Source organism: Pantoea cypripedii (assembly GCF_011395035.1).
Taxonomy (GTDB): domain Bacteria; phylum Pseudomonadota; class Gammaproteobacteria; order Enterobacterales; family Enterobacteriaceae; genus Pantoea; species Pantoea cypripedii_A.
The window spans coordinates 1-24,139 of the sequence record NZ_CP024768.1 but is presented as its reverse complement, the minus strand read 5'-3'; the positions used below and the strand labels follow the sequence as shown (position 1 = coordinate 24,139).

Here is a 24,139-nt window from a genome sequence, read left to right as displayed (position 1 = left end):
AAATAAACCAAAAAACGTAATAGCTGGATAAAAATCAGTAATTGATGTTGCCGGAAACTCAGGTCAACAATTCAACCGCCCTGTTCATAGCCTTACAACGACAATAGCCTCTACACCCTACAGGATGAACACCATGAACATGAAAAAAACGTTGTTAGCCGTCTGCGCGACGCTGGCCCTGATCAGCCACGCAGGCATGGCGAAAGAAGTAAAAATCGGTATGGCGATTGATGACTTACGTCTGGAACGCTGGCAGAAAGACCGCGATATCTTCGTAAAACAGGCGGAAACACTGGGTGCGACGGTGTTTGTCCAGTCCGCCAACGGCAACGAAGAAACCCAGATGTCGCAAATTGAAAATATGATCAACCGCGGCGTCGATGTATTGGTGATCATCCCTTATAACGGCCAGGTATTAAGTAACGTGGTAGCAGAAGCGAAGCGTGAAGGCATTAAAGTTCTGGCCTATGACCGCATGATAAATAACGCCGACATTGATTTTTATATCTCTTTTGATAATGAAAAAGTGGGTGAACTCCAGGCCGAAAGTATTGTTCAGCAGGTACCGAAAGGGAATTATTTCCTGATGGGTGGCTCACCGGTTGATAATAACGCTCGCCTGTTCCGCGCCGGGCAAATGAAGGTGTTAAAACCCTATATTGATAACGGCAGCATCAAAGTGGTGGGCGATCAGTGGGTTGATGCCTGGCTGCCAGAGAATGCGCTGAAAATTATGGAAAACGCCCTCACCGCCAACAGCAACCATATTGATGCGGTGGTGGCGTCGAACGATGCCACCGCAGGCGGGGCGATTCAGGCGCTGAGCGCACAAGGTCTGGCGGGTAAAGTGGCGATCTCCGGTCAGGACGCCGACCTCGCCGCCATCAAACGCATCATGAATGGTACGCAAACCATGACGGTGTACAAACCCATCACCCAGCTTGCCACCGAAGCGGCCAAAATCGCGGTTGAACTCGGCAACGGCCAGACACCGGCCAGCAACGGCAAACTCAATAATGGCCTGAAAGATGTGCCGTCACGCCTGCTGACGCCGATCCCGGTCAACAAAAGCAATATCGAAAGCACCGTAGTTAAAGACGGCTTCCATAAGCAGAGCGAACTCTAAGCGCAGCCCGCGAAGGAGAGATGTCGATGTTGCTGGAAATGAACCATATCACCAAGCGCTTCGGCGCGGTGAAAGCGGTGGATGACGTTAGCCTGCGGCTGGAAGCGGGTGAAGTGATGTCGCTGTGCGGCGAAAACGGCTCGGGAAAATCGACACTGATGAAGATCCTGTGCGGGCTTTACCCGCACGGGGACTTTGACGGCAGTATCCATTTTGCTGGCGATGAAATCCAGGCACAGACTATCCGCGATACCGAACGCAAAGGGATTGTGATTATCCATCAGGAGCTGGCGCTGGTGCGCCAGCTGACGGTGATGGAAAACATTTTCCTCGGCGCTGAACTGGGGCGCTACGGCATGGTGGATGACGAAACCATGACCCTGCGCTGCCAGCAACTGCTGGAGCGGGTGAAACTGAATGTTTCGCCTGACACACGCGTAGGTGAACTGGGCCTGGGCCAGCAACAGCTGGTGGAGATTGCCCGCGCCCTGAATAAACAGGTGCGCCTGCTGATCCTCGATGAACCCACCTCCTCCCTGACCGAGCAGGAAACCGAGGTGCTGCTCAGCATCATCAAAAACCTGCGCGAACATGGCATCGCCTGCATCTATATTTCGCACAAACTCAACGAGGTCAAAGCGATTTCGGACACCATCTGTGTGATCCGCGATGGACAGCATATCGCCACCCGTGCGGCCGCTGGCCTGAGTGAGGATGACATCATCACCATGATGGTGGGGCGCGAACTGACCGCGCTCTATCCCCACACGCCACATGATATCGGCGAGACCATTTTGCAGGTGGAAAACCTGACTGCCTGGCATCCCGTCAATCGCCATATTCGCCGGGTAAATAACGTCTCTTTCAGCCTGAAACGCGGTGAGATTCTTGGCATCGCCGGGCTGGTGGGTGCCGGACGCACCGAAACCGTCCAGTGCCTGTTTGGCGTCTGGCCGGGTCGCTGGCAGGGCGACATCACCCTCAACGGCAAAAAGGTACATATCCGCGACTGCCGGGACGCCATTGCGCATGGCATCGCCATGGTGCCGGAAGACCGTAAAAAGGACGGCATTGTGCCGCTGATGGGAGTCGGTAAAAACATCACCCTGGCGGCACTGGACCAGTTCAGCCAGCGGCTTTCCACCCTGGATGAGGCACTTGAACAACAGGCGATCAACGATGCCATTGCCCGTCTGCGTGTGAAAACGTCCTCCGCTGAATTGCCGATTGGCCGCCTGAGCGGCGGTAACCAGCAGAAGGCGATTCTCGCTAAATGCCTGCTGCTGAATCCACAGATTCTGATTCTTGATGAGCCAACACGCGGCATCGATGTCGGCGCACGTCAGGAGATCTATCTGCTGATCAATGCGCTGGTGCAGCAAGGGATTGCCGTCATTGTCATTTCGTCCGAGCTGCCCGAAGTGCTGGGCCTGAGCGATCGGGTTTTGGTGATGCACGAAGGACAAATCAAAGCCGATCTGATTAACGACAACCTGACTCAGGAGCAGGTGATGGAAGCCGCCCTGCGGAGTGAACACTATGCTTAAGACCGAAAGTACAGAACGCGGCCTGACCACACCGGGTAAAGGCGCTGCGGGTAAATTTCCGCTGCCGAATTTGCAGGTGCTGGTGATGCTGGGTGCCATCGTGTTGATTGCGCTTTTCTTTACCTGGACCACCGACGGAGCCTGGCTCAGCCCGCGTAACGTCTCCAACCTGCTGCGCCAGACTGCCATCACCGGCATCCTCGCGGTGGGAATGGTGTTTGTCATTATTTCGGCAGAGATCGATCTCTCGGTCGGCTCGATGATGGGCCTGCTTGGCGGTGCGGCGGCGATTTTTGATGTCTGGCTCGGCTGGCCGCTGCCGCTCACCATCGTGGTCACCCTGGTGATGGGGCTACTGCTCGGCACCTGGAATGGCTGGTGGGTCGCCTATCGTAAAGTCCCTTCTTTTATCGTTACCCTCGCGGGCATGCTGGCGTTTCGTGGCATCCTGGTGGGCATCACCGATGGCACCACCGTTGCGCCCACCAGTCCGGCGATGTCGCAGATTGGGCAAAGCTACCTGCCCGGTGGCGTCGGCTTTGGTTTCGGCTTTGCCGGTCTGGCGCTGTTTATCCTCTGGCAGTGGCGTTTGCGTTTGCGCCGTCAGAGTCTGGGTCTGTCACAACCCGCCGCGAGCGGCGCCGTTGCACGCCAGGCAATCACCGCCGTTCTGGTGCTGGGGGCGATATGGCTGCTGAATGATTACCGTGGCGTGCCAACCCCGGTGCTGCTGCTGGCATTACTGCTGCTGGGCGGCATGTTTATGGCAACGCGTACCGCCTTTGGTCGCCGTATCTACGCCATTGGCGGCAACCTGGATGCCGCCCGACTTTCCGGGATCAACGTGGCGCGTACCAAGCTGGCGGTGTTTGCCATCAATGGCGTGATGGTGGCGATTGCCGGTTTGATCCTGAGCTCGCGACTGGGCGCGGGTTCTCCCTCCGCGGGTAACATTGCGGAGCTGGATGCCATCGCCGCCTGCGTCATCGGCGGCACCAGCCTGGCGGGAGGTGTCGGTTCCGTCGCGGGCGCGGTGATGGGGGCATTTATCATGGCATCGCTGGATAACGGCATGAGCATGATGGATGTACCGACCTTCTGGCAGTACATCGTCAAAGGCGCGATTCTGCTGCTGGCAGTGTGGATGGATACCGCTACCCGGCGTCGGGTGTAATCGCGTGAGCGATCACAATGTGGCGCAAATTCTTTCTGCTCCCCGGCCAGCCGTGTTATGCAATGCGCTGAGGGTTTAAGGGAACACGCCACTATGCATGAAAAACGCTATCGCATTACGTTGCTGTTCAACGCCAATAAGGTCTATGACCGCCAGGTTGTTGAAGGCGTAGGTGAATATTTACAGGCGTCGCAAACCGACTGGGACATCTTCATTGAAGAGGATTTTCGCTGTCGCATCGATAACATTCGTGAGTGGCTGGGCGACGGGGTGATCGCCGATTACGACGACAGCTCGATTGAGAAATTGCTGGCGAATGTTTCTGTGCCGATTGTCGGCGTGGGTGGCTCCTATCATCAGCAACAGGACTACCCACCAGTACATTACATCGCCACCGATAACGCCGCGCTGGTGGAGAGTGCCTTTTTGCACCTGAAAGAAAAAGGCATCAACCGCTTCGCTTTTTACGGCCTGCCCGCCGCCAGCGGTAAACGCTGGGCGCAGGAGCGCGAGCACGCCTTTCGCCAGCTGGTGGCGCGCGAACGTTATCAGGGGGTGGTGTATCAGGGGATGGAAACAGCACCAGAAAACTGGCAGCACGCGCAGAACCGCCTGGCGGACTGGCTGCAAACGCTGCCGCAGCAAACCGGCATTATCGCCGTCACCGATGCACGCGCGCGCCATTTGCTGCAGGCGTGTGAGCATCTGAAGATTCCGGTACCGGAAAAACTCACGGTTATCGGCATCGACAATGAAGAACTCACCCGCTATCTGTCACGCGTGGCGCTTTCCTCCGTCGCGCAGGGCACACGTCAGATGGGTTATCAGGCCGCCAAATTGCTGCATCGCCTGCTGGATAAGCAGTCGCTGCCGCTACAGCGTATTCTGGTGCCACCGGTTAAAGTGATTGCCCGCCGATCCACCGATTTTCGTTCATTGCGTGATCCGGCGGTTATCCAGGCGATGCATTACATCCGTTTTAACGCCTGCAAAGGCATTAAAGTTGAACAGGTACTGGATGCCATCGGTATTTCACGTTCCAATCTGGAAAAACGTTTCCGCGATGAAACGGGCGATACCATTCATGCCATGATTCACCGCGAAAAACTGGAGAAGGCGCGCGAGCTGCTGGCCAGTTCCTCCCTTAGCATCAATGAAATCTCACAGATGTGCGGCTACCCTTCGCTGCAATATTTCTATTCGGTATTTAAGAAGAGCTATGCCACGACGCCGAAGGAGTACCGGCAACTTAACGGTGAAAACGTGCTGTGACGCACGGGTAAGATCAACAACGTTGCACCGTTTGCCGCTATAATTCTGCGGCTGCGGTAAAGGAAGATCGTCGTCTCCGGTGAGGCGGCCGGATTTCAAATCCGGTTGGGGCCGCCAGCGGTCCCGGGCAGGTTCGACTCCTGTGATCTTCCGCCACTACACTTCCGAAACCATCCTGGATAACTTTAAATTTCCTTTAAAAACATAACAATAAATACATCCTTTATCCGTGTAAGTCCTACAGCATCTGCCAGAATCCATGAAAAATATGTATAGTGATGCGTATAGATTTTTTATACACACTTTAGACTTATACACATGGCACTTACAGACATACAAATTCGACGCGCAAAACCCCAGGAAAAGCCTTACACCCTTAGCGACGGCCTCGGCCTGGCTTTACTCATTAACCCTGATGGCAGCAAAGGCTGGCGCTTCCGTTACCGATTCAACGGTAAGGCTAAGTTGATGTCGTTTGGCTCCTATAGCCTCGTTTCACTCGCTGAGGCACGCGAGAAACGTGATATCGCGCGCAAGCAGGTAGCTAATGACATTGATCCAGTTGAGGAACGTAAGGCCCAAAAACTGGCAAAACAGCTTTCGGCAGAAAACTCTTTCGAGGCCATCAGCCGGGAATGGCACACAAACAAGGCGGACCGCTGGACCGTTGCTTACCGGGACGAGATTATTAAGACCTTTGAGCAGGATGTTTTCCCATATATTGGCAATCGTCCAATCTCAGAGATTAAGCCGCTTGAGCTTCTTGAGGTGCTGCGTCGTATTGAAAAACGCGGGGCGTTAGAGAAAACCCGCAAGGTGCGCCAGCGCTGTGGGGAGGTGTTTCGTTATGCGATCATCACTGGCAGAGCTGAATATAATCCTGCTCCTGATTTGTCTATCGCGCTGGCCGTTCCTAAACAAAAGAATCACCCATTTTTATCTGCGGAAGAATTGCCTTTTTTTGTCCGAGATCTGGAAGCGTATACCGGCAGCATCATTACTAAAAACGCCACAAAAATAGTGATGTTGACAGGAGTTAGAACTCAAGAGATGCGCTTTGCAACCTGGGATGAGGTTGATATCGAAAAAGGTATTTGGGAGCTCCCTGCGGAACGGATGAAAATGCGCAGACCTCATGTTGTACCTTTATCTACCCAAGTAATTGCCCTTTTTGAGCAATTGAAACCTATCACCAGCCATTATCCTTACATTTTTATTGGTAGAAATAATCGGAGAAAACCCATCTCTAAAGAAAGTGTTTCCCAGGTTATTGAGTTACTCGGTTACAAAGGACGCGCAACTGGCCACGGTTTCAGACATACAATGTCTACAATTCTTCACGAGCAGGGTTTTAATAGTACATGGATTGAAATGCAACTAGCACATGTCGATAAAAATAAAATCCGCGGGATATATAATCATGCTAACTATTACGAAGATAGAAAAAAAATGATGCAGTGGTATAGCGACTTTTTATCGAATGGTGGTCAGTGACCACCATTCGAAACTAGATGTTATTTATTACACTCTTGAGATTCTGGATATAATATTCCAAGTCATATTCATTCAATTCAAAACCTTGAGAGTGTACAATTACATTCCTAACCTGGGATAAATTAACAATGGATTCATATATAGACTCTCCAATAAGCTGCCGCTCCCTAAGCTCTCGTGAAGTTGGCTTTATATTTAAATAACTTCTTTCTTTAGGCATTCCAGCTTTAACAGCAAGATCTCCAATTTTCTTCTCTAAAGCACGCCAATTTAGTAAAAACTCACCCACTCTGTAGTTTGTACTTACCGCAGCATTCTCTGCTAACTCCTCCCTTTCCTCTTCCGGTACAGTAATTTTCTCTAAGGAGGATATTGCCCCTTCAATAATAGGCTTAATTTCGCTGCTCATTTTTATTAGCATATCGAAATCATTTCTTTCGAAGAAATTATTATGTGCAACTTTACATCTAATTAAATATAACTTATCCCACCTCGATTTAAGCAGGCTCTCTTCACAATCCACATGTTTCTGAAAATAACGCTGCCAGTTTGACTTAGGTATAAAGTCTCTTACGTCATCAATGGGTATAGAATCTCCATCATGATCTTTAATTTTACGGATAAGCCCATCTAAATCTTGAGTTCTATATGAATCAAAAAGAAATGTAGACAACTGTATAAAGTCAGCATCATATAAATAGTTATTTGAGCTTTGCTGCTTCTTATCTCTTCTTATTTTTTTCAGTTCATCTGGGATTGCCGTTTCAGACCATCCTAAACCAACATTAGTCAGCATAAACTTAGTGATTAACTTCCTCATGAGATTTTCTAACTCATGAATGATTGGGTATGCTTTACGCGAATAACTATAACTGACATCATCCCATAGCGTCTGAATATTGTTATTCGATGCTAGATTAAGCAAGCCCCGTATGACTCTTAAAAAAGCAGAAAATAATTCTAAATCATCAGAAGAGCTTGCCAGCTTAAGGTGAAAAATTTTGTATTTTTCAGAAGGTGTATTTTCTTCAACCACTTCAATATCGAACTCATTTCCAATGTACTTGGCTTTCTTACCAGAAAGGCTTATATCAGAATCCGACTGAAGGAAATTCAAAAAGGATTTTTTCGTTTTACAAAAAGAATTTTTTAATTCAATAGTGACCAAATATTCTACTTTCATTTAATCCCCAGCCTCGACATATAATGCATATCCTAGCATCAAGTACGAAATACTCCGGTTATCAAACTACATTTTACATTCGCGCGCAATGCTATCCCCGCCACGCCTGCCCGCTTTATGCATCGCTTTTCATGCAGGTGCATGATGCGGGCAAAGCCGCGCCCGGTATGGGCTGAACGGGGGAAAGCGCTGCATGTTTTTTCATGCAAATCCATGCACGCTATGCATGCATCACTCTTTACAAAGCGGCTGGCCAGAAAAAGGCTTCAGAAAGGCAAAGGACAGGCACAAAAAAGCCGCTGGTCGGGCAGCGGCTGTGCGGGATTAATGCACCTGGCGGAATGCAGAACCGTAACGGCCCAGCGTCTGGCGTTCCCTGATCGGTTCCGGCGGTGCTTCCGTTTTTGTTTCCGGCTGTGGCGGTGCGGTGATGACCTTGGTGATGCTTTCATTTGTCTTGAAGGTGCAGGAACAGTCCAGGTTAGTGCACTGGTGATAACGCTCTTTCACCTGTTCGGACATATAGCGGCTCGATTTGGTGTGTGCCGCGCTTTTGCAGTAGGGACAGTGCATCATTTCTGGCTGCCCCCCTGCAATGCCGCACGTTGCTGCTGTAATGCATTTACAAACTTCATCCGGTAAATGGCGTTGTTATACAGCTTCATATCAATCCCCGTCAGCGCCGGGCGATGCAGGCCGATATTCTCCAGCAGCGGAGCCTCTTTCAGTACGCTGTCCGGCAGAGCCGCCGCTGCCCGCGTCAGCGCTTCACCGACCAGACCGGCCACGTCCTTAATCCGGTCCCGGTCATCACCGGCAAACGTCGGGGAAAGTTCTTCACGACGGAGGCGCAGCTTAATGGCCCACAGCAGTGACGGACTCACGTTACGCAGGGCTGACTGCCAGTGCGCATCCGCAAATCCGGTAAACGCCTCGCGGTGTGAGTTCACATACTCTGAGGCGCTGCCACAGCATTTCAGCATCGCCTCCTGCTTATCCAGCGCCAGCTCTTTCAGCAGCCCGCCAAACTCATCGGCCAGTTCCCGGCTGGCGATACGCTGTGAATGCTCGGCGCGCAGTTCATCCGTGAGATTGCCGCGCAGGTTACGGAAACGCGTGCGCCAGTTGCTCTCAGCCTCTTTCCCGGCCTCAATGGCCGCCTGCTGCTCTTTCTCACAGCGGGCGATATCGGCGCAGATGCCGTTATACCGCTTCATTCTTTCCGTATGTTCAGCGCGGGCTTTCTCGAAGCGCACCAGTGAGGCAGGTTTCTGTTCCGGGGTGGTCATGGTGGTCTCTCATCGTCTGTAAAGGATGAGGCCATTCTGTCGTGTACCACAGGACAGCGCATTTCATTGCTTTCCGCCTGTCGATGAGCAGACAAAGGCAGAACCGGCGCGGGATACCCCCTTAACAGATTTTATTTCTTATATAACTGTTCACTGGTATTCACTGAGATAAAAAATATAATAAATACAATAATTAAAGCAGTGAACACTTTAGACTGAAGTCTTCACTGAGTATTCACCAGTGTTCACTTCTCAGAAATTCAGCCTTTTTCTGGCGAGCCTTTATTCATTGTTTTTATCTATTAATAATCAAAAAATGATTACTTAAAATAATATAAAGAGAACAGGATGCAACTCAGTGCAACACACTGCATTAAATCTCATGAATGGGTATTTTTTGTACTAAGCAGGACTGTTGCTACGCTTAAAAATATCTACAAAATAGGGGGTTACCTGAAGACACCACCGTAACCGGACAGCTCCGGCCGGACTCATAATGAGGTAACACCATGCACGCAGTTTCATCCGTAGCGCCCCCCGCCATTCCCGTAATCCGCGATGCCGTTTTCCCGCGCGACCGCTTCATGCGACTGCCGGAAGTCATCAGCACCTGCGGCCTGTCTCGCTCGACCATTTACGACTTAATCAGCCGTGAGCAGTTCCCCTCGCAGATTTCCCTCGGCGGTAAAAACGTCGCCTGGCTGGCGTCAGAGATTGACTGCTGGATGCAGGCCCGCATCGCACAGCGCGCCGGAGGTGCAGCATGATTACGCTGAATTTCGGTACGAAAACTTACCCCCTCACCCGCGAAGAAGCCACCTTTGTGGCGGAAAGCCTGACGGCAGCGGTCAGCGGCAAACCCGCCACGGCACCGGCCTTCACCAGCGGGATGCACGGCCATATCTCCGTGCTGAGTCAGAAAGCGAAGCCTGAAAAGCAGAAAGTAAAGAAAGAGGACGGGGAATTCCGATCAAATCCGCCGCAATCCGATCACGTCCTGACCGATTGCTGAGGAAAACGCCCCGATGTGTGAAAAAAGGCTTTTCTCTGGCGAGCGGCCGTTATACAGTTTTTGTGCTGCCGCAAAATCGGCAGCCGGGCGTAGGAACCCGTGTTACTTATTGGCGACACAACACGCGCCATGCGTGTTTTTTTACGTCGTTGCCTCAGTGCGCCATTTTTCAGCGCAGCGGTTCTTATTCCGTTGCGTCGTCAAAATAATGGTGGCTCAGGCGGGGCAGCCTTCGGGCTGGCCGGTTTCCAATAAGACCGGTATTCCTACCCCCGTCTGGGCTACCACCCATGAGCGTAGGAACTCCGGTGGTAGCAGTAACCGCTACTTATTGGAGATTGTCCTCATGACAACGGCCCTTACTGCCGCTCACCCCGAATTTACCTTTATTTTTGCCGCCGTGCGCCGCACTGATGCCTCCGCACGTCCCTGTATGCTGCGTACCGTGGCAGGCGATGAGCGCAGCGCCCGCGCCAGCCTCGCCCGCGATTACGTCCTCTCCTTTGCCGGTCGTCTGCCGGTTAAGGCGGTGGCCGCATGAACACCCTTTCCCGGCAACTGAATAACCATGACACCTACCCCATTCCCCACGCTGACTACCTGCGCCTGCTGCACGCGCACACGGTCGGCGTGACCGTGCTCGATATGTTCGACTCGGTGAACTGCCTGAGCGCGCGCGGCTGCGTGCCGGACGGCGCGGCGCTGGCCTCGGTCGTCGCCCTGCTTACTGACCAGCTCGGTAAAGTCGTTGAAACCTGTGAATCCCGGATGTTAGCCACGGAGGCCCGCCATGATGACCGTTAATCACTCCTGCCTGCCCGTTGAGGTACGCACCGCCGTTTACCGCCGCGCGCTGGCGCAGGGCTACCTGAATGCCTGCAAAAACCTCGGCATCGCCGTCTCCGCCACGCTTGATGAGTTGCAGATGACCATCGCCCTTGAGCTGGAAGGCTTCTATGTGCGCCGTCACGGCCCCGATGCGGGCATGGAGATGGCCTGCACCATGCTGGGCGATATGGTCGAGCCTGACCTGCTGACCGCGCCGCCGCGCCTGACGCAGCTCGGCGTCACCATGATGGATGAGCTGTTCCGCAGCCAGCTTGCGGCCGCCAGCCGCACCACGCTGCACTGAAGGGGGATGCGCACATGAAACATATTGTCTCTGACACCGTAAAGGCGGCCACCGGACTGTGGCCGCAGCTTCTGCCCGCCCTCGGCATCAGCGTGCACGCCGGGGGGCGACACGGTGCCTGCCCGGCGTGTGGCGGCAAAGACCGCTTCCGCTTCGACAATCAGGACGGGCGCGGAACGTGGCTGTGTAACCAGTGCGGGGCCGGTGACGGCCTTAACCTGGTGGAAAAGGCGCTCAGTATCAGCGCTAAAGAGGCCGCCATGAAGGTGGCCGGAATGCTCGGCACGCTGCCGGAGTCTGCCCCGGTGATGCAGGATGACGCCGCCGACCGAACCCGCGCGCAGGCAGACGCCGCCGCACGGGCGCAGGCGCTTATCGCCGCCGCCGTCAGCCGCACGGACAACGCCTACCTTTCATCGAAAGGGCTGCACGGTATACAGGCGCTCACACTTGCTGATGCGCTGCGCTGTGGTGGCATCCGTTTTGCCGCCGGGGATGTGCTCATCCCCCTGACCGGTGAAGACGGCACAGCGGTTAACGTGCAGCTCATCAGCGCCGCAGGCGACAAGCGCACCCTGCCCGGCGGGCAGGTAAGAGGCGCATACTGGCTGGCCGGTGAGCCGGACGGCAAAACGCTGTGGCTCACGGAGGGCTACGCCACAGGCCTGACTGTGCACCGGCTGACCGGCCAGGCGGTTTACGTGGCGCTGAGCGCCAACAACCTGCCCGCGCTGGCGAAGCGACTGCGTGAATCACATCCTGATGCGATGATGCTGATTGCCGCCGACCGTGACGACAACGGCACCGGCCAGTTAAAGGCCGAGGAAGCGGCGAAAGCCTGCGGGGGGAAAGCCGCCCTGCCGCCGGTCACGGGGGACTGGAACGACCTGTGGCAGGCGCAGGGCGATATCGCCACCCAGGCGCAGCTCACCGCCTTCACGCAGCCGCAGCCGCTCAGCCCGTTTGAATCCGTCAGCGAGGCCGACCTGAAGGCCATGAGCGCCAGCCAGAAGGCGGAGCTGCTGGTCGCCCACTACGGGCAGGCGCTGGCCGTGCCACCGGTCGGGGAGGAAATCTGCCGCTATGAGAACGGCGCATGGCAGGTGATGGAAGCGAAGACGCTGCGCCGGGAAATCGCCGCGCTGTTTCAGAAGGTGCGCGCCCCGTTCTCGGCCGCCGGTATCGGCAGCGTGCTGGACACGCTGAAACTGATGGTGCCGCAGATGGGCGAACCGTCCCGCCGCCTGATTGGCTTCCGTAACGGCGTGTTTGATACCGCCACCGGCACGTTCATCCCGCACCGCCGCGAGCACTGGCTGCGCACGGTGAACAGCGTGAACTACACCGCCCCGCGTCCGGGTGAAAACCTCGCAGACCACGCCCCGGCATTCTGGCGCTGGTTAACGCGGGCCGCCGGACACAGTCACGACAAGCAGGAGCGCATTCTCGCGGCGTTATTTATGGTGCTGGCGAACCGCTATGACTGGCAGATGTTTCTTGAGGTGACCGGCCCCGGCGGCAGCGGTAAAAGCGTGATGGCCTCGATAGCCACTCTGCTGGCCGGAAAAGACAACACCACATCTGCCACCATCGACACGCTGGAATCCTCCCGCGAGCGCGCCAGCGTGGTGGGCTTCTCGCTGATTATCCTGCCTGACCAGGAGAAATGGAGCGGCGACGGCGCGGGCATCAAGGCGATAACCGGCGGCGATGCGGTGGCAATTGACCCCAAATACCGTGACGCCTATTCGGCACACATCCCGGCGGTGATTCTGGCGGTGAACAACAACCCGATGCGCTTCAGCGATCGCAGCGGCGGCGTATCGCGCCGCCGGGTAATCCTGACGTTCCCGGAGGTGATACCGGTAAAGGAGCGTGACCCGCAGTTGCTGGACAAAATCGGCACCGAGCTGGCCGTTATCGTGCGCCACCTGATGCAGCGCTTCAGCCAGCCGGAGGAGGCCCGCGCACTGCTACAGGCGCAGCAGACGTCCGGCGAGGCGCTGGAGATTAAACGCCAGGCTGACCCGCTGGTCGATTTCTGCGCCTACCTGATGCCGATAAGCACCGCGACCGGTCTGTTCATGGGTAACGCCAATATCCGCCCGCTGAACCCGAAGCGCTACCTCTATCATGCCTATCTGTCGTTTATGGAATCGCGCGGCCATCAGCACCCAATGACGCTGACTGCCTTTGGGCTGGCTGTTCCACAAACGCTAAAAGAATATGAGACAGAAATGCTTAAACGCAAAACAAGCAACGGCATACAAACGAACCTAATGCTTAACGATGAATGTGAAAGTGATTGGTTACCCAGGTATTAGTCCATAACTCTACTAACCGGCTTTGGCCGGTTTTTTTATGCAAAATTAAATCTGGTTCTGCGGAAGGCATAGGCAGCAGCAGATCTTGCCTAGGCCTTATTGACGTTGGATTTAAACCTAAAGAACATACGGAGGTTTGTTTTAAGACTCAAAGAACAACCGAACGAGCCAATCAAATCCATCATCTTGGGATGACAGATTTTTTTCTTTCGCTGTTTAATGACTACTAATGTATAGTGCAAAGGATGGGAGATCGACTTAACCGAATGAATTTAAATGAAAATTCCATCATGAACAGTATGACGAGTGTAAAAGAAAAATTTTTAGGCTAGATATTTTTCTTGATGATAAGATTTTAGCTCAAGCTTACATAAGTCCGAATTACACAAGAGTTGCCTAAGATCATGTTAGAAAGTAGAGAAGCCATCCAACTGTTTACCAGTCAATCTATCCAAAACATAGCTAAGGGTAACCATGACTTTGTTATTGATGTCATTACTAAATATCTGAAATATGAACCATCCTCGCTAACATTGTCTCAAGCATTTGACTTAACGATGAAAAAAGCCTCGAAGGAATATAAAAATGAGTATTATTATAAGAATAAAATAGCAAACGAGCTCTTTTTGAAGAAACACAAAAAGAACACTGCTACTATGGTTAGCGAATTTAGAGTAGGAAATGCCAAAGCCGATTGTGCAATTTTTAATGGAAAAACAACGTGTTACGAAATAAAAACAGAATTTGACACATTAAAAAGATTACCCGAGCAAATATCGGAGTATGCCAAGCTATTTGATGAGATATATATCGTTGCTTCAAGGAATCATATTGATAGAATTGTTGATATAACACCTAGCCACATTGGAATAATTGAGCTTACAGAAAAAGGATTTTTAAGAGACTTCAGGACAGCATCATTAATTAATACTCCAATTGATCCTGTATTAATGACTCAATCACTTAGAAGAAGTGAGTACGTAGAAATTGCTTCACTAATTAAGGGAGTAAATATTAATGTAAACAATATGGAAATTTACAAGCACTGCCTAGATATTATAAAAAGTGAAGACCCCCAAATATTAAGAGAGCACTTTAGAGAAGTAATAAAAAAACATAGGATGATAAATTATGATTTAGTGAGGAGCCTTCCATTTTCCTTGGTCTCTTCATTTATTTCTTATAATCTTACAAAATCTATTCAACTTTCAATTTCTGAGATGTTAACAAAAGAGATTGTAACGGAGGACACATGTACTGCCCATTAGTGAGAGGTAAGCAGTTTGAGCTAATTGCTTTACGGGAGCTGGCGGATTTATTATCACCACAATACTTTAAACCGATAATTGAGCCAGTGCGAGACAATTACTCACCTTTGTTAAAGACTATTGAATGTCTGAATAATAGGAACATTGAACCGATTGTAATCATCAATCCCTGTTTGGGTGATTTTAAAACAGAACCTCTTATAATTGATGACATCCTGTTAAAGCTTAACCCAAATATAAAATACACCCCCTGCTATGGCATAAAAGAACACGATGATAATATATATGAATCATTGAATAAAAAACAAGGTCGTAAAGCTGCATATGTTTATGACAAAATAGATTCTAGAATAGTACCCATTTTGAATGAATGTGAATACTCAATCGTTCCTGTTGATGCACCAATTGGTGCATTGAGAAAATTAAAAAATATAATATTAATGGACGATCCTTTTCAGAAAAAAAGGAAAAACGCAGATTATCTTAACGAGTCATATTTTTCAGACATCCATACGTCTTATAAGAATAAAGGAATTGATGTATTAGGCTTTGGAGATTATACGATCGTTGGTAGTGAATTCAGTGAGTCTGGTGGCCCTGCCTATGTAGTGACAATCCACATGTCGTATATTGATGAAGAGAATTTTGATGCAATGTCCGTTAAACATTTCTCGTCAGAGGATAACGGAAGCCTAGTCGATCCTGGCGGAAAATTCTTGGAAGCACTGCAGAAATTCGTCATATTTGATCATGACAACCCTAATATTTTTGATGATACAGATGGTAAGGAAGAACTACATAAGTTATTTAAAAACAAGCAATTTTCTGGATTAGGAATTGTTAAGAAAATAGCCATAAAACATCACATAGAAACATTATGCAATTATATTTCAAAGGGATAATAATATGCCTTTATGTTGCACTGATTGTTTTAATGATACAGCGATAAAACAAAAAATTAAAGATTTAGGTAACATAGGCTACTGTTCATATTGTGGAGGAGAAAGGGTTGCGTGTGTAAGCCCTGATAAAATAAGCGACAAATTTGAATTTTTCAGTTATTGTATTGAGAAAAATGAAAATGCCAGTGAAAGTTATGCAAATTTAATTCAAGAACAATTTCACCTGTTCAATAACAATATTAGGAATTTAAACGATCTTATAACTGACATTTTAGGTAGAGAATACTCGACCCCGACGTTTAAGTTTAAGCATGATTACAATAAGCATTTAGAACTATGGACAGACTTTAAAGATGAGCTTAAATTTAGAAACAGGTTCTTTCCTAACAACTCATTATATTCAACCATATTCAATTATTCCAAAGGGTCTGACGCAATTTTTCTTGAGTTATTAGGCCAGCTCACTAGGCCTTTGTATGCTGGAAGAAGAGAACTATTTAGAGCGAGAATTAGTGATAAAAGACTGGAAGCTAAGGATTTACATATGCCTCCGCCAGGGTCAGCAAGTGGTGGAAGGGCTAATCCCGTAGGAATATCTTATCTTTATCTAGCGGAGAATATAAAAACTTGTATCGCTGAAGTTCGCCCCAGCAACAGCAGTTCAATATGGATATCATCATTTGAACTAAATAAAGATTTAAATGTACTAGATTTAACATCTCCTAAAAAGTCCGTGACAGTAACCTCTTTCGAAGGTGACAGTGTTGAAGAGATAATAAATTATGTAAATTTACTAGAAAACTTATCGACAGAGTTGTCTAAACCTATTCTTCCGGACAAATCGAGCATTGATTACCTTCCAACTCAGTTCATCTGTGAATTTATCAAGTCGGTAGGTAAGTATGATGGAATAATATTCAAAAGCTCATTTGGCGAAGGCAATAATTTTGTATTTTATAGTCAGGAGCATTTTACAATAACACAGCCTGAACTGTTCAGCGTAACGCGCACCACTCATGAGTTTTCAAAGCAACAGTTGGAATAACTGTTAGAAACAATATGATTTCAGTATGTATAAAAAAGTGTATATAAGATCAAGCAAGTCTGTGATAAATATCATACAATCATAGACTTGCTACATAAAACTCACTCCTGTGATCTTCCGCCACTTTGCCTCCTTCACCCCAGGATACCCCATGCTCTTCAGCCCTGCCGATAACATCCCCTTCGCTGACGACCCACGCAAAGACGATTTGCGCCAGCGGTTGATGCAGCCGGATGCGCCAAAAGTCATTGCCGTGTCATTGTCTAAAGAACTGGATCGCGAAAGCCACACCCATCAGCATGCAGCCGGGCAGCTTTACTGCCTGAAACAGGGGTTAATGACGGTCAACACGCCATCTGGCATCTTCGCCAATCCACCACGTCTGGTAGGCTGGATTCCGCCACACTTTGAACACGCCATCGTCGGGCCGGGGCGCGTGACAGGCTGGACGGTGCTGATTGACGAGGCGCTGGCTACACCCTTGCCGGATCGTCCGGTGCTATTAGCCTGTCCGGCACTGCTGGAGCCACTGGCCGAAAGGCTGGCGACCTTGTCCCCGGACTTTTGGGGCAGCGATCGTTACAACCGGCTGAGTGAGGTCTTTCTTGATGAACTCTACCAGGCATCGGTCCAGCCGCTCACCTTGCCGTTACCTGAGGACCCGCGTCTGTTGCAAATTGCCCGTCAGCTGATGGATGAGCCATCCGACGCTCGTACCGGCCCGGAGCTGGCTCGCTGGGTCGGACTCAGCCCGCGCAGCCTGAGCCGTCACTGGGCCAGCGCCACCGGCATGAGCCTGGCAAAGTATCGCCAGGTTGCGCGTTTACTGAAATCATTGCAGGAACTTGCTGCCGGAAAGAGTGTGCAGCAGGTGGCATGGCAGGTCGGCTTCGAAAATGTCAGCAGCTATATCAACGCATTCCGCAACGCTTTTGGTTCAACACCGGGCAAATACTTCGCTACGCCTGCTGACCGTGCGGATGCAGCATCAGCAGACTAGCCGGACCATCCAGCGGCGGCAGGCTGTGTTGATATTTACGGCGAAACGCGCCAGGTGGCAAATTGAACATGCGGCGGAAGGTGCGGCAATAGGTTTGCTGCGAATCAAAACCGAACTGCAAAGCAATGTGCATCAACGGTGTGTTGCCACTAAGCAGCTCAATCACCGATGCGGTTAACTTCCTCTCACGAATATAGGCACCCAGCGCCAGACCGGTGTAACGGCGAAACAGACGTTGCAGGTGCCACTGCGAATACCCCGCCCGTTGGGCAACGGTCTCCAGAATCAGTTTTTGGTCGATGTTCGCTTCAATCCAGATCAGCAACTGATGCATGAAGGTCACGTTAATATCCATACTTCCTCCCGATGCTGTCAGGCAAAACCGGGCCTGAATCCGGTCAGTCAGGAGGATTATAAAAAAACCACAAATGGCTATGTTTATGCGTAAGGCCAATAAATAACGATAACTCGCCAGTTTGGGGTGTGGTGGGGGGGATCTCTTCATGGAGACAGGAGCCTGATACTGACGACAGGCGGCTGAAGTAAACAAGCCGCAAGGATCATTCAGATCTCTTCCGGCTTATTTTTTCATCTGGTAATAATAATATCTGGATGTTTTGTAGATTTTATAAAGTCTGAAAAATGTTCATCTCCAAATTTATCACCATGCTCCTCCATCAGGTTAATTGTATGCGTGATGAACCTTGATAATTCCTTTAATTCATCGACACTTACCTGTAATGACATTTCCTGAAGACTGACTAAGTCACTGTCTTCATTTTCATATCCATAAATTTTCATAGTGCCTCGTGTTTAATCTGGTGGCGTCCATCCATGACTACTAAGCCATATACGAGCTTTTTTAGTTGGATTCGGTATACCACGATGAGCATCGTGAATACCACCGCTCATATTAGAGGATGTTCCATCTGAATAATGAACGTGAGCTTCCTGGCCGGGTATATGCCCCCTGTCAACACGCTGTATTTCCCTCGGAGCCTGCCCTCGCTCAACTTCTTTTTGCATTGAACCAGGCGATGAAGGTTTGCATCGGCTAAGACCTGACGGATCGATCCAGCTGAACGGATTCGGTGCATAAGCGTAGAGGTTTGCTCCTCCCGCCAGCCCTATCGGGTCATAGGGAAGATTCCGGTGCCGTCATACTTTTTAGCGCAGCTAACCTGCTGATGTCATTGCTTTTTTACAGCCAGTTTTTCCCGTTTTCAGCTGTCCGTTAACACGCACACCCCGACGCGCACTTTCGCCCCGCAGCTCAGCATCGCGGGCAGGTGGCTGGCCGAGGCGGGGTTTGAGACCGGTCAGGCGGTTACCCTCCGGGTGGAGGCGGGCTGTCTTACCCTGACGGCGGGCGGCTGAAGATAAAAAGCCGGAAGGATCTCGGAGATCTTTTCCGGCTTTTTATTATTTGTTAGTCGCCATCATATTCTATTGTTGCTTCAAGAGCGCTTCGCAGCCAGTCCCAAAAAGACTCGAACTCCCGAACATTTTCATAACCTTCACTTGCGAAGTCATGAATAATAATAACCCGACCATCTTTATCTTTTTCCCAACAGGCAACATCATCATTATCCTCCCTTCGGGCAAAAGGAATTAACTCTCGCGAAGGGTACCGCTTCTTAAGCCCATCGTAACGAGTTCTAAGCCTGTCTTTTTCCATGATAATCCAGGGATCAAAGTCAAGTAACCCCTGCCCAACTATTCTAATAAATTCAGCAGGATAGAAAAACCATTCAGGCAATTCTTTTTTAGATAATAACTGTTCCATACTAATCTAATGACCCTATAATGTCTGAACTATTTGGATATCCGTTTTTATACCCTGAGACTTGTTTTCCTATTCTTAAGCGTATTGCTTCATCCCATGTTGAAGGAACGCCTTTTTTAGTAGTAAATCACTCAATAAATTCTGTCGGCGATGGAGCGGAACCTTCATGTATTCTCGCCTGTACTTTTATACCTGCTCTCGATGCAGCTAAAATACGCGTGTTGTCGATGGTAGTTAATTTTCCGTCACTCATTCTGACAACATCAACAGGATCTCCCGCCCACCCTTTAGTTTTCATACTATGAGTCAAATCCGCTGCACCATTAACTGAGCTTTGGCTAAAGCGTATATCCCTGGGATCTAATTCTTTGATTCCTGGTTTGCAATTTCTTAACCCTAACGGATCGATCCAACTGTACGGGTTTGGTGCATAAGCGTAAAGGTTTTCTCCCCCTCTTAACCCTATCGGGTCAAAGGGACGATTCCGGTGCCGTCATACTTTTTATCGCAGTTAACCTGCTGATATAATTTCTTTTTCACAGCCAGCCTTTCCCGCCTTCAGCTGCCCGTTAACACGCACACCCCGACGCACACTTTTGCCCCGCACCTCAGCATCGCGGGCAGGTGGCTGGCCGAGGCGGGGTTTGAGACCGGTCAGGCGGTTACCCTCCGGGTGGAGGCGGGCTGTCTTACCCTGACGGCAGGCGGCTGAAGATAAAAAGCCGGGAGGATCGTTAAGATCGCTTCCGGCTTTATTAACTATATTTCTTTATAAGCTTGTTCTGCATCGATAAGTATACTTCCCAACTCAAGATCAAAAGGCCATTGATCAACTATAATCCTTGATATACCTATGACTCTTTCATTCTTAGGAGGAATATTATCCGATTTAATTATCGTTAATATAATAGAAAAAGTTTCCTTAAATTTGGAGAGTTGAGATACGGAACTTACAGATAATACCTTCATATCTTTAGTGATAATAGCTTTCTCAAGCTCATCTATAGCTTTTTGTATCTTTACAACTGCCTTATTTACTTTTGTCATTTTCATAAATCTAATAAGTTATTGAGATCAGTTATGTATTTTTGTATTTGCCCACCGGGCAAACCAACTCCCTGAGAAGATGCCCTTCCTTCAAGAATGACAGAGCCCGGCTTAATTTTAAACTGAGACACATTAGTCATCTGATTCCATTCTGTTTTCACTGCCAGGCTTTCTCGGGTAGCAGGGAAGGTTTCAAAAATATATCTACCTCTCGCCTTAGCATCGACACCATCATAATATCTTAACCCGTATTCTGAATTAGTCGCTTTGCGAACTCTGATTGAATCTATTTCGAATGACTCTAACGTTTGCTTCCTGAATTTTCTCGGAGTGCCGACTTTCTTTAAATAAGCCGACGCATCTTTTACACCTTTATATGGATCTGACCGGTTGCTGCCCGTACATTTACTTAGCCCCAGCGGGTCGATCCACGTCAGAGGGTTTGGTGCATAAGCGTAAAGGTTTTCTCCCCCCGCCAGCCCTATCGGGTCCTGGACCGTAAACCGTCCCACCTGCGGGTCATAATACCTGAACAGATTATAGTGCAGTCCGGTTTCCCGGTCGGCGTACTGTCCGGCGTAGCGCAGCGGCTGATGGTGCAGCGACGCCAGTCCGGACAGGCGGTAAAAGCCTTCCGTCTGCCTGCTGACCTCACCAAAGCTGCCGTACTGCCCGCTCCAGCGTACCGCGCCCTCTGCGTCCGTCACCTCCAGCGGCGCACCGTTCAGGTCGGTGCTGAACCAGAATATCTCCCCCTGTGTGGCATCCTGCTGATGGTCGATACGCGCCAGCGGGCTCCAGGTCTCCGTTGGGTCATAAACGTAGGTCTGGCGGTGGTGATTTCCTTAAATTACAACACCGGTCGGATGTATCACACGTCTAAAAAATAGCTAGTTATTCATCTCACTAATTTTTGGTCTCCATACATTTGTCCATTGCCTTTCCAATTCTGGTGAGTAGTTTCTGATAGTGTAAAGATCACTTTCATCTTTGTGTGATGAAAAACATTGATCAATACAATTAACCATCCACGATAAAAAATCTTTTAATTCGCTATCACTCCCATTTTCCTTTGTTAATAGTATACAATTATCAATTAACTCTTCTAATAAAGAACATTCGAACAATGAGTCCTCAAATAATGAGTAACAAAATGTCCCCTCAATAAGGTCATCCCTGTTTTTTAGTACTTCTTCTTTAAGAACATTATTCATCTAACACCCCGGTCCCTTTCTCTTAGTTGCTTTAGCAGACTTCCTCTCATTGTAAGAACCATCTAAATTAAACACCCCTTTAGATTTATCCAGTGAAGAAAATGTCTCATAATGATCTTTATGTAGATTATCTATATAGAAATAATCTCCATTCTTAAAGGTAACATCACCGACTTTAACTTTGGAGGATACCTTGTAAATCTCGGCCCCTTGATATTTCCTTCCAGTTTTTTGAGCTGCATCGCCTATTATATCTATAAAACTCAATCCGAAAGGATCAATCCAACCAAGTGGATTCGGCGCATACTGATAAAGATTCCAGCCCCCCGCTAACCCTGCCGGGTCCTGGACCGTAAACCATCCCACCTGCGGGTCATAATACCTGAACAGATTATAGTGCAGTCCGGTTTCCCGGTCGGCGTACTGTCCGGCGTAGCGCAGCGGCTGATGGTGCAGCGACGTCAGCCCGGACAGGCGATAAAAGCCTTCCGTCTGCCTGCTGACCTCGCCAAAGCTGCCGTACTGCCCGCTCCAGCGTACCGCGCCCTCTGCATCCGTCACCTCCAGCGGCGCGCCGTTCAGGTCGGTGCTGAACCAGAATATTTCCCCCTGAGCGGCATCCTGCTGATGGTCGATACGCGCCAGCGGGGTCCAGGTTTCCGCCGGGTCATAAACATAGGTCTGGCGGCTGCCGTTTGCCTGCTGCTCCTGCAACAGACGATATCCCTGCCACAGAAAACGGGTTTCCTGCTCACCCTGTCCGCTGTTCACCACCTTGCGCGTGCGTCGTCCCAGCACATCGTAATGATAGTGCGCGGTAAACCGGCCCTGCGGGCCGCTGCCGCTGGCGGTTATCAGCCGGTTTTCCGCGTCCCAGGTAAAATGCTGTTCATACTGACCGCTGCGGCGGCGGATAAGGTTGCCCCACGCGTCGTACTTCATAAACAGCTGCTGCCACTGCCGCAGACGGTTATCCCTCACCGCCACGGAACCCTGCTCCTCATCCACCAGGTTGTCGGCGGCATCGTAGCGGAACCCGCGGCTGGCGTGGCCCTGCCGCGCTTCATAATGCTTCAGCAGGCGGCCTTCAGCGTCATAGCCGTAATCCACCTGGCCGCGCAGCGTGTCGTGGATACCCGCCAGCGTGCTCTGCTGCCAGGTGCGTCGGCCCAGGCTGTCGAACTCACGGGTTTGCCATGATTTAAATTAAATATTAAAGTCGGAAGAAATATCACCCCTCTGACATTTTTTAAATTTTATATGGGTGAAGGCAATAGTTAATGACTAACTCTTTTATTTCTTCATCTAAAGGATGGCCATTTTCCTTTTCAGAATCTTCGATTTTATTGATCACTACTTTCTTATTGATTTCTGGTAGGCTTTCAAAAACCTTCTCCCAGTCAGATTTGTAGTCATACATTGCCAAAAACTTATCAAGAACGGAGTTTATTAAGGGGCTCCCCGCATACAACAACGAACCCGAATCTAGACTTGTAAACTTCAAATAGAGTATTGCCTTAATCAAAGCATTAACCTCCTCTCTAGAGAGGACCACACTCTCATCACTTCTCATTACTTACACCCTCTTGAAGCCACCTGATTATCTGTTAATTTTAGTCGAGTTTCATAATCCAAATTTGAAATCATAGAATAAGGATTTTTACCCGAATAAACAACATCCTTCAGTCTTAGATTTCCTTCGTGAACAAACTCCAGCCGTGAGGAGATGCTAACATTACTTCTTTGAACAGCATCGACTTTGAAAATAACTGCATAATCACCCCGACCTGTATGCATTGGATTATTGATTAAAACATCCCTCATCACATCATTAGGTGACATTAATAGATCAGTAATATAAACCTTACCACTCGAGTTCGCATTGAGAACTCCAGTTTTCATTATCCCATCCAAGCCAGTTTTATTCGTATAGTGAATGAAAATACTTTCAGAAGTTAGTCCAAGTGGGTCTATCCAAGTCTGCGGATTTCTGACGTAAGAATATAAGTTAATCCCCCCCGCCAGCCCTATCGGGTCATAGGGACGATTCCGGTGCCATCGTACTTTTTAATGCAGTTAACCTGCTGATGTCATTGCTTTTTCTCAGCCAGCTTTTCCCGCTTTCAGCTGCCCATTAACACGATGACCCGACGCGCATTTTAGCCCCGCGCGCTACCGCCCCGCCGTGACCGTCGCCGTCTGCACCCCTTCATATTACCCGCCAGCCTCTGACCGGCAACCCGTGCACGGCGTGCAGCTTGCTGTGCGCCGGGCACGGGTTCTGCGGGTGCGGGCGGCACAGAGCCCGCTGGCGACGCCTGCGG

Annotated in this window: 27 protein-coding genes, 1 tRNA gene and 5 pseudogenes; 18 read left to right on the top strand and 15 right to left on the bottom strand. The window is 49.9% G+C overall.

Annotation, left to right across the window (positions count from 1 at the left end; all coding sequences use genetic code 11):
• The first annotated feature begins 133 nt into the window (after positions 1 to 133).
• From xylF to CUN67_RS00125, 6 genes are all read left to right on the top strand, one after another.
• The gene (gene xylF / locus CUN67_RS00150) at positions 134 to 1,126 is read left to right on the top strand and encodes a D-xylose ABC transporter substrate-binding protein (RefSeq protein WP_208713497.1); all 993 of its coding nucleotides are present in this window, start codon (positions 134 to 136) and stop codon (positions 1,124 to 1,126) included.
• Positions 1,127 to 1,146: 20 nt separating this feature from the next.
• Complete coding sequence (locus CUN67_RS00145; RefSeq protein ID WP_208713496.1) at positions 1,147 to 2,673, top strand: xylose ABC transporter ATP-binding protein; 1,527 nt, start codon at positions 1,147 to 1,149, stop codon at positions 2,671 to 2,673.
• A complete protein-coding gene (gene xylH, locus CUN67_RS00140; protein WP_208713495.1) occupies positions 2,666 to 3,847 on the top strand; it encodes a xylose ABC transporter permease XylH in 1,182 nt (393 codons plus the stop codon). The genes CUN67_RS00145 and xylH overlap by 8 nt, the downstream gene beginning before the upstream one ends.
• Before the next feature lie 93 nt (positions 3,848 to 3,940).
• Entirely contained in the window at positions 3,941 to 5,119 is a 1,179-nt protein-coding gene (gene xylR, locus CUN67_RS00135) for a D-xylose utilization transcriptional activator XylR (RefSeq protein ID WP_208713494.1), read from the top strand.
• Positions 5,120 to 5,180: 61 nt separating this feature from the next.
• Positions 5,181 to 5,275: transfer RNA gene (locus CUN67_RS00130), tRNA-Sec, on the top strand.
• A 162-nt stretch (positions 5,276 to 5,437) separates the two neighbouring features.
• The gene (locus tag CUN67_RS00125; protein ID WP_208713493.1) at positions 5,438 to 6,613 is read left to right on the top strand and encodes a tyrosine-type recombinase/integrase; all 1,176 of its coding nucleotides are present in this window, start codon (positions 5,438 to 5,440) and stop codon (positions 6,611 to 6,613) included.
• 13 nt (positions 6,614 to 6,626) lie between these two features.
• Here CUN67_RS00125 and CUN67_RS00120 read toward each other — a convergent pair whose 3' ends face one another.
• The 3 genes from CUN67_RS00120 to CUN67_RS00110 form a co-directional block, all read right to left on the bottom strand.
• On the bottom strand, positions 6,627 to 7,796 hold the full coding sequence (locus CUN67_RS00120; protein ID WP_208713492.1) for a HEPN domain-containing protein: 1,170 nt from the start codon (positions 7,794 to 7,796) through the stop codon (positions 6,627 to 6,629).
• A 324-nt stretch (positions 7,797 to 8,120) separates the two neighbouring features.
• Complete coding sequence (locus CUN67_RS00115; RefSeq protein WP_208713491.1) at positions 8,121 to 8,372, bottom strand: ogr/Delta-like zinc finger family protein; 252 nt, start codon at positions 8,370 to 8,372, stop codon at positions 8,121 to 8,123.
• Positions 8,369 to 9,085 (bottom strand): hypothetical protein, encoded by a 717-nt coding sequence (locus CUN67_RS00110; RefSeq protein ID WP_208713490.1) that lies wholly within the window; start codon positions 9,083 to 9,085, stop codon positions 8,369 to 8,371. Before CUN67_RS00110 ends, CUN67_RS00115 begins: the two co-directional genes overlap by 4 nt.
• 509 nt (positions 9,086 to 9,594) lie before the next feature.
• Here CUN67_RS00110 and CUN67_RS00105 point away from each other — a divergent pair.
• The 10 genes from CUN67_RS00105 to CUN67_RS00060 all read left to right on the top strand — a co-directional run bounded on the left by CUN67_RS00105 (position 9,595) and on the right by CUN67_RS00060 (position 17,768).
• Positions 9,595 to 9,852, top strand: a complete 258-nt coding sequence (locus CUN67_RS00105) for a helix-turn-helix transcriptional regulator (protein WP_208713489.1) — start codon at positions 9,595 to 9,597, stop codon at positions 9,850 to 9,852.
• Positions 9,849 to 10,097 carry a hypothetical protein gene (locus CUN67_RS00100; protein ID WP_208713488.1) on the top strand — a complete coding sequence of 83 codons (249 nt, stop codon included), beginning with the start codon at positions 9,849 to 9,851 and terminating at the stop codon, positions 10,095 to 10,097. The genes CUN67_RS00105 and CUN67_RS00100 overlap by 4 nt, the downstream gene beginning before the upstream one ends.
• Before the next feature lie 13 nt (positions 10,098 to 10,110).
• Positions 10,111 to 10,638, top strand: coding sequence for a host cell division inhibitor Icd-like protein (locus CUN67_RS00095; protein ID WP_208713487.1), 528 nt, complete (start codon positions 10,111 to 10,113; stop codon positions 10,636 to 10,638).
• Positions 10,635 to 10,901 carry a hypothetical protein gene (locus tag CUN67_RS00090; RefSeq protein ID WP_008926733.1) on the top strand — a complete coding sequence of 89 codons (267 nt, stop codon included), beginning with the start codon at positions 10,635 to 10,637 and terminating at the stop codon, positions 10,899 to 10,901. Before CUN67_RS00095 ends, CUN67_RS00090 begins: the two co-directional genes overlap by 4 nt.
• Complete coding sequence (locus CUN67_RS00085; RefSeq protein WP_208713486.1) at positions 10,888 to 11,229, top strand: DUF5375 family protein; 342 nt, start codon at positions 10,888 to 10,890, stop codon at positions 11,227 to 11,229. The genes CUN67_RS00090 and CUN67_RS00085 overlap by 14 nt, the downstream gene beginning before the upstream one ends.
• A 14-nt stretch (positions 11,230 to 11,243) precedes the next feature.
• The gene (locus CUN67_RS00080; RefSeq protein WP_208713485.1) at positions 11,244 to 13,553 is read left to right on the top strand and encodes a primase-helicase zinc-binding domain-containing protein; all 2,310 of its coding nucleotides are present in this window, start codon (positions 11,244 to 11,246) and stop codon (positions 13,551 to 13,553) included.
• Positions 13,554 to 13,957: 404 nt separating this feature from the next.
• On the top strand, positions 13,958 to 14,821 hold the full coding sequence (locus CUN67_RS00075; protein WP_208713484.1) for a sce7726 family protein: 864 nt from the start codon (positions 13,958 to 13,960) through the stop codon (positions 14,819 to 14,821).
• Positions 14,806 to 15,723, top strand: coding sequence for a sce7725 family protein (locus CUN67_RS00070; RefSeq protein ID WP_208713483.1), 918 nt, complete (start codon positions 14,806 to 14,808; stop codon positions 15,721 to 15,723). Before CUN67_RS00075 ends, CUN67_RS00070 begins: the two co-directional genes overlap by 16 nt.
• Before the next feature lie 4 nt (positions 15,724 to 15,727).
• Complete coding sequence (locus CUN67_RS00065; protein ID WP_208713482.1) at positions 15,728 to 16,768, top strand: RES domain-containing protein; 1,041 nt, start codon at positions 15,728 to 15,730, stop codon at positions 16,766 to 16,768.
• A 151-nt stretch (positions 16,769 to 16,919) separates the two neighbouring features.
• Complete coding sequence (locus CUN67_RS00060) at positions 16,920 to 17,768, top strand: AraC family transcriptional regulator (RefSeq protein ID WP_208713481.1); 849 nt, start codon at positions 16,920 to 16,922, stop codon at positions 17,766 to 17,768.
• Here CUN67_RS00060 and CUN67_RS00055 read toward each other — a convergent pair.
• The 3 genes and pseudogenes from CUN67_RS00055 to CUN67_RS30750 all read right to left on the bottom strand — a co-directional run.
• The gene (locus tag CUN67_RS00055; RefSeq protein WP_208713480.1) at positions 17,728 to 18,123 is read right to left on the bottom strand and encodes a helix-turn-helix domain-containing protein; all 396 of its coding nucleotides are present in this window, start codon (positions 18,121 to 18,123) and stop codon (positions 17,728 to 17,730) included. The two genes, CUN67_RS00060 and CUN67_RS00055, sit on opposite strands and share 41 nt — an antisense overlap.
• Before the next feature lie 233 nt (positions 18,124 to 18,356).
• Positions 18,357 to 18,569, bottom strand: coding sequence for a hypothetical protein (locus CUN67_RS00050; RefSeq protein ID WP_208713479.1), 213 nt, complete (start codon positions 18,567 to 18,569; stop codon positions 18,357 to 18,359).
• A gap of 12 nt (positions 18,570 to 18,581) precedes the next feature.
• Positions 18,582 to 18,905 (bottom strand): annotated as a pseudogene (locus CUN67_RS30750) (hypothetical protein); the annotation flags it as partial.
• Positions 18,906 to 18,995: 90 nt separating this feature from the next.
• Between CUN67_RS30750 and CUN67_RS30570 the strand changes: the two are divergent.
• The gene (locus tag CUN67_RS30570) at positions 18,996 to 19,145 is read left to right on the top strand and encodes a SymE family type I addiction module toxin (protein WP_208717038.1); all 150 of its coding nucleotides are present in this window, start codon (positions 18,996 to 18,998) and stop codon (positions 19,143 to 19,145) included.
• Between the two features lie 52 nt (positions 19,146 to 19,197).
• On the opposite strand, the gene CUN67_RS00040 is transcribed toward CUN67_RS30570, so the two are convergent.
• Both CUN67_RS00040 and CUN67_RS30745 read right to left on the bottom strand, forming a co-directional pair.
• Entirely contained in the window at positions 19,198 to 19,554 is a 357-nt protein-coding gene (locus tag CUN67_RS00040; protein WP_208713478.1) for a hypothetical protein, read from the bottom strand.
• Positions 19,555 to 19,927: 373 nt separating this feature from the next.
• A pseudogene (locus tag CUN67_RS30745) lies at positions 19,928 to 20,026 on the bottom strand (RHS repeat-associated core domain-containing protein); the annotation flags it as partial.
• Between the two features lie 90 nt (positions 20,027 to 20,116).
• Between CUN67_RS30745 and CUN67_RS30565 the strand changes: the two are divergent.
• The gene (locus CUN67_RS30565; RefSeq protein WP_208717037.1) at positions 20,117 to 20,266 is read left to right on the top strand and encodes a SymE family type I addiction module toxin; all 150 of its coding nucleotides are present in this window, start codon (positions 20,117 to 20,119) and stop codon (positions 20,264 to 20,266) included.
• Positions 20,267 to 20,313: 47 nt separating this feature from the next.
• On the opposite strand, the gene CUN67_RS00030 is transcribed toward CUN67_RS30565, so the two are convergent.
• The 7 genes and pseudogenes from CUN67_RS00030 to CUN67_RS30740 form a co-directional block, all read right to left on the bottom strand.
• A complete protein-coding gene (locus CUN67_RS00030) occupies positions 20,314 to 20,601 on the bottom strand; it encodes a hypothetical protein (RefSeq protein WP_254711368.1) in 288 nt (95 codons plus the stop codon).
• Between the two features lie 2 nt (positions 20,602 to 20,603).
• Positions 20,604 to 21,443 (bottom strand): annotated as a pseudogene (locus CUN67_RS00025) (RHS repeat-associated core domain-containing protein); the annotation flags it as partial.
• A 48-nt stretch (positions 21,444 to 21,491) separates the two neighbouring features.
• Entirely contained in the window at positions 21,492 to 21,815 is a 324-nt protein-coding gene (locus tag CUN67_RS00020; RefSeq protein WP_208713476.1) for a hypothetical protein, read from the bottom strand.
• 261 nt (positions 21,816 to 22,076) lie between these two features.
• Positions 22,077 to 23,009: pseudogene (locus CUN67_RS30560) on the bottom strand (RHS repeat domain-containing protein); the annotation flags it as partial.
• Between the two features lie 55 nt (positions 23,010 to 23,064).
• Positions 23,065 to 23,388, bottom strand: a complete 324-nt coding sequence (locus CUN67_RS00010) for a hypothetical protein (protein WP_208713475.1) — start codon at positions 23,386 to 23,388, stop codon at positions 23,065 to 23,067.
• The gene (locus CUN67_RS00005) at positions 23,388 to 23,717 is read right to left on the bottom strand and encodes a hypothetical protein (protein ID WP_208713474.1); all 330 of its coding nucleotides are present in this window, start codon (positions 23,715 to 23,717) and stop codon (positions 23,388 to 23,390) included. Before CUN67_RS00005 ends, CUN67_RS00010 begins: the two co-directional genes overlap by 1 nt.
• Positions 23,718 to 23,768: 51 nt before the next feature.
• Positions 23,769 to 23,852: pseudogene (locus CUN67_RS30740) on the bottom strand (RHS repeat-associated core domain-containing protein); the annotation flags it as partial.
• Positions 23,853 to 24,139: the final 287 nt, after the last annotated feature.

What these genes read in the sequence shown, in the direction of transcription:
- CUN67_RS00040 (WP_208713478.1), bottom strand. Translation starts at nt 19,554, where the DNA reads ATGGAACAGTTATTATCTAAAAAAGAATTGCCTGAATGGTTTTTCTAT.
- CUN67_RS00070 (WP_208713483.1), top strand. Translation starts at nt 14,806, where the DNA reads ATGTACTGCCCATTAGTGAGAGGTAAGCAGTTTGAGCTAATTGCTTTA.
- xylH (WP_208713495.1), top strand. Translation starts at nt 2,666, where the DNA reads ATGCTTAAGACCGAAAGTACAGAACGCGGCCTGACCACACCGGGTAAA.
- CUN67_RS00060 (WP_208713481.1), top strand. Translation starts at nt 16,920, where the DNA reads ATGCTCTTCAGCCCTGCCGATAACATCCCCTTCGCTGACGACCCACGC.
- CUN67_RS00125 (WP_208713493.1), top strand. Translation starts at nt 5,438, where the DNA reads ATGGCACTTACAGACATACAAATTCGACGCGCAAAACCCCAGGAAAAG.
- CUN67_RS00105 (WP_208713489.1), top strand. Translation starts at nt 9,595, where the DNA reads ATGCACGCAGTTTCATCCGTAGCGCCCCCCGCCATTCCCGTAATCCGC.
- CUN67_RS00080 (WP_208713485.1), top strand. Translation starts at nt 11,244, where the DNA reads ATGAAACATATTGTCTCTGACACCGTAAAGGCGGCCACCGGACTGTGG.
- CUN67_RS00110 (WP_208713490.1), bottom strand. Translation starts at nt 9,085, where the DNA reads ATGACCACCCCGGAACAGAAACCTGCCTCACTGGTGCGCTTCGAGAAA.
- CUN67_RS00115 (WP_208713491.1), bottom strand. Translation starts at nt 8,372, where the DNA reads ATGATGCACTGTCCCTACTGCAAAAGCGCGGCACACACCAAATCGAGC.
- CUN67_RS00005 (WP_208713474.1), bottom strand. Translation starts at nt 23,717, where the DNA reads ATGAAAACTGGAGTTCTCAATGCGAACTCGAGTGGTAAGGTTTATATT.
- CUN67_RS00010 (WP_208713475.1), bottom strand. Translation starts at nt 23,388, where the DNA reads ATGAGAAGTGATGAGAGTGTGGTCCTCTCTAGAGAGGAGGTTAATGCT.
- CUN67_RS00120 (WP_208713492.1), bottom strand. Translation starts at nt 7,796, where the DNA reads ATGAAAGTAGAATATTTGGTCACTATTGAATTAAAAAATTCTTTTTGT.
- xylR (WP_208713494.1), top strand. Translation starts at nt 3,941, where the DNA reads ATGCATGAAAAACGCTATCGCATTACGTTGCTGTTCAACGCCAATAAG.
- CUN67_RS00145 (WP_208713496.1), top strand. Translation starts at nt 1,147, where the DNA reads ATGTCGATGTTGCTGGAAATGAACCATATCACCAAGCGCTTCGGCGCG.
- CUN67_RS00085 (WP_208713486.1), top strand. Translation starts at nt 10,888, where the DNA reads ATGATGACCGTTAATCACTCCTGCCTGCCCGTTGAGGTACGCACCGCC.
- CUN67_RS00030 (WP_254711368.1), bottom strand. Translation starts at nt 20,601, where the DNA reads ATGACAAAAGTAAATAAGGCAGTTGTAAAGATACAAAAAGCTATAGAT.
- CUN67_RS00100 (WP_208713488.1), top strand. Translation starts at nt 9,849, where the DNA reads ATGATTACGCTGAATTTCGGTACGAAAACTTACCCCCTCACCCGCGAA.
- xylF (WP_208713497.1), top strand. Translation starts at nt 134, where the DNA reads ATGAACATGAAAAAAACGTTGTTAGCCGTCTGCGCGACGCTGGCCCTG.
- CUN67_RS00095 (WP_208713487.1), top strand. Translation starts at nt 10,111, where the DNA reads ATGTGTGAAAAAAGGCTTTTCTCTGGCGAGCGGCCGTTATACAGTTTT.
- CUN67_RS00075 (WP_208713484.1), top strand. Translation starts at nt 13,958, where the DNA reads ATGTTAGAAAGTAGAGAAGCCATCCAACTGTTTACCAGTCAATCTATC.
- CUN67_RS00065 (WP_208713482.1), top strand. Translation starts at nt 15,728, where the DNA reads ATGCCTTTATGTTGCACTGATTGTTTTAATGATACAGCGATAAAACAA.
- CUN67_RS00090 (WP_008926733.1), top strand. Translation starts at nt 10,635, where the DNA reads ATGAACACCCTTTCCCGGCAACTGAATAACCATGACACCTACCCCATT.
- CUN67_RS00050 (WP_208713479.1), bottom strand. Translation starts at nt 18,569, where the DNA reads ATGAAAATTTATGGATATGAAAATGAAGACAGTGACTTAGTCAGTCTT.
- CUN67_RS00020 (WP_208713476.1), bottom strand. Translation starts at nt 21,815, where the DNA reads ATGAATAATGTTCTTAAAGAAGAAGTACTAAAAAACAGGGATGACCTT.
- CUN67_RS00055 (WP_208713480.1), bottom strand. Translation starts at nt 18,123, where the DNA reads ATGGATATTAACGTGACCTTCATGCATCAGTTGCTGATCTGGATTGAA.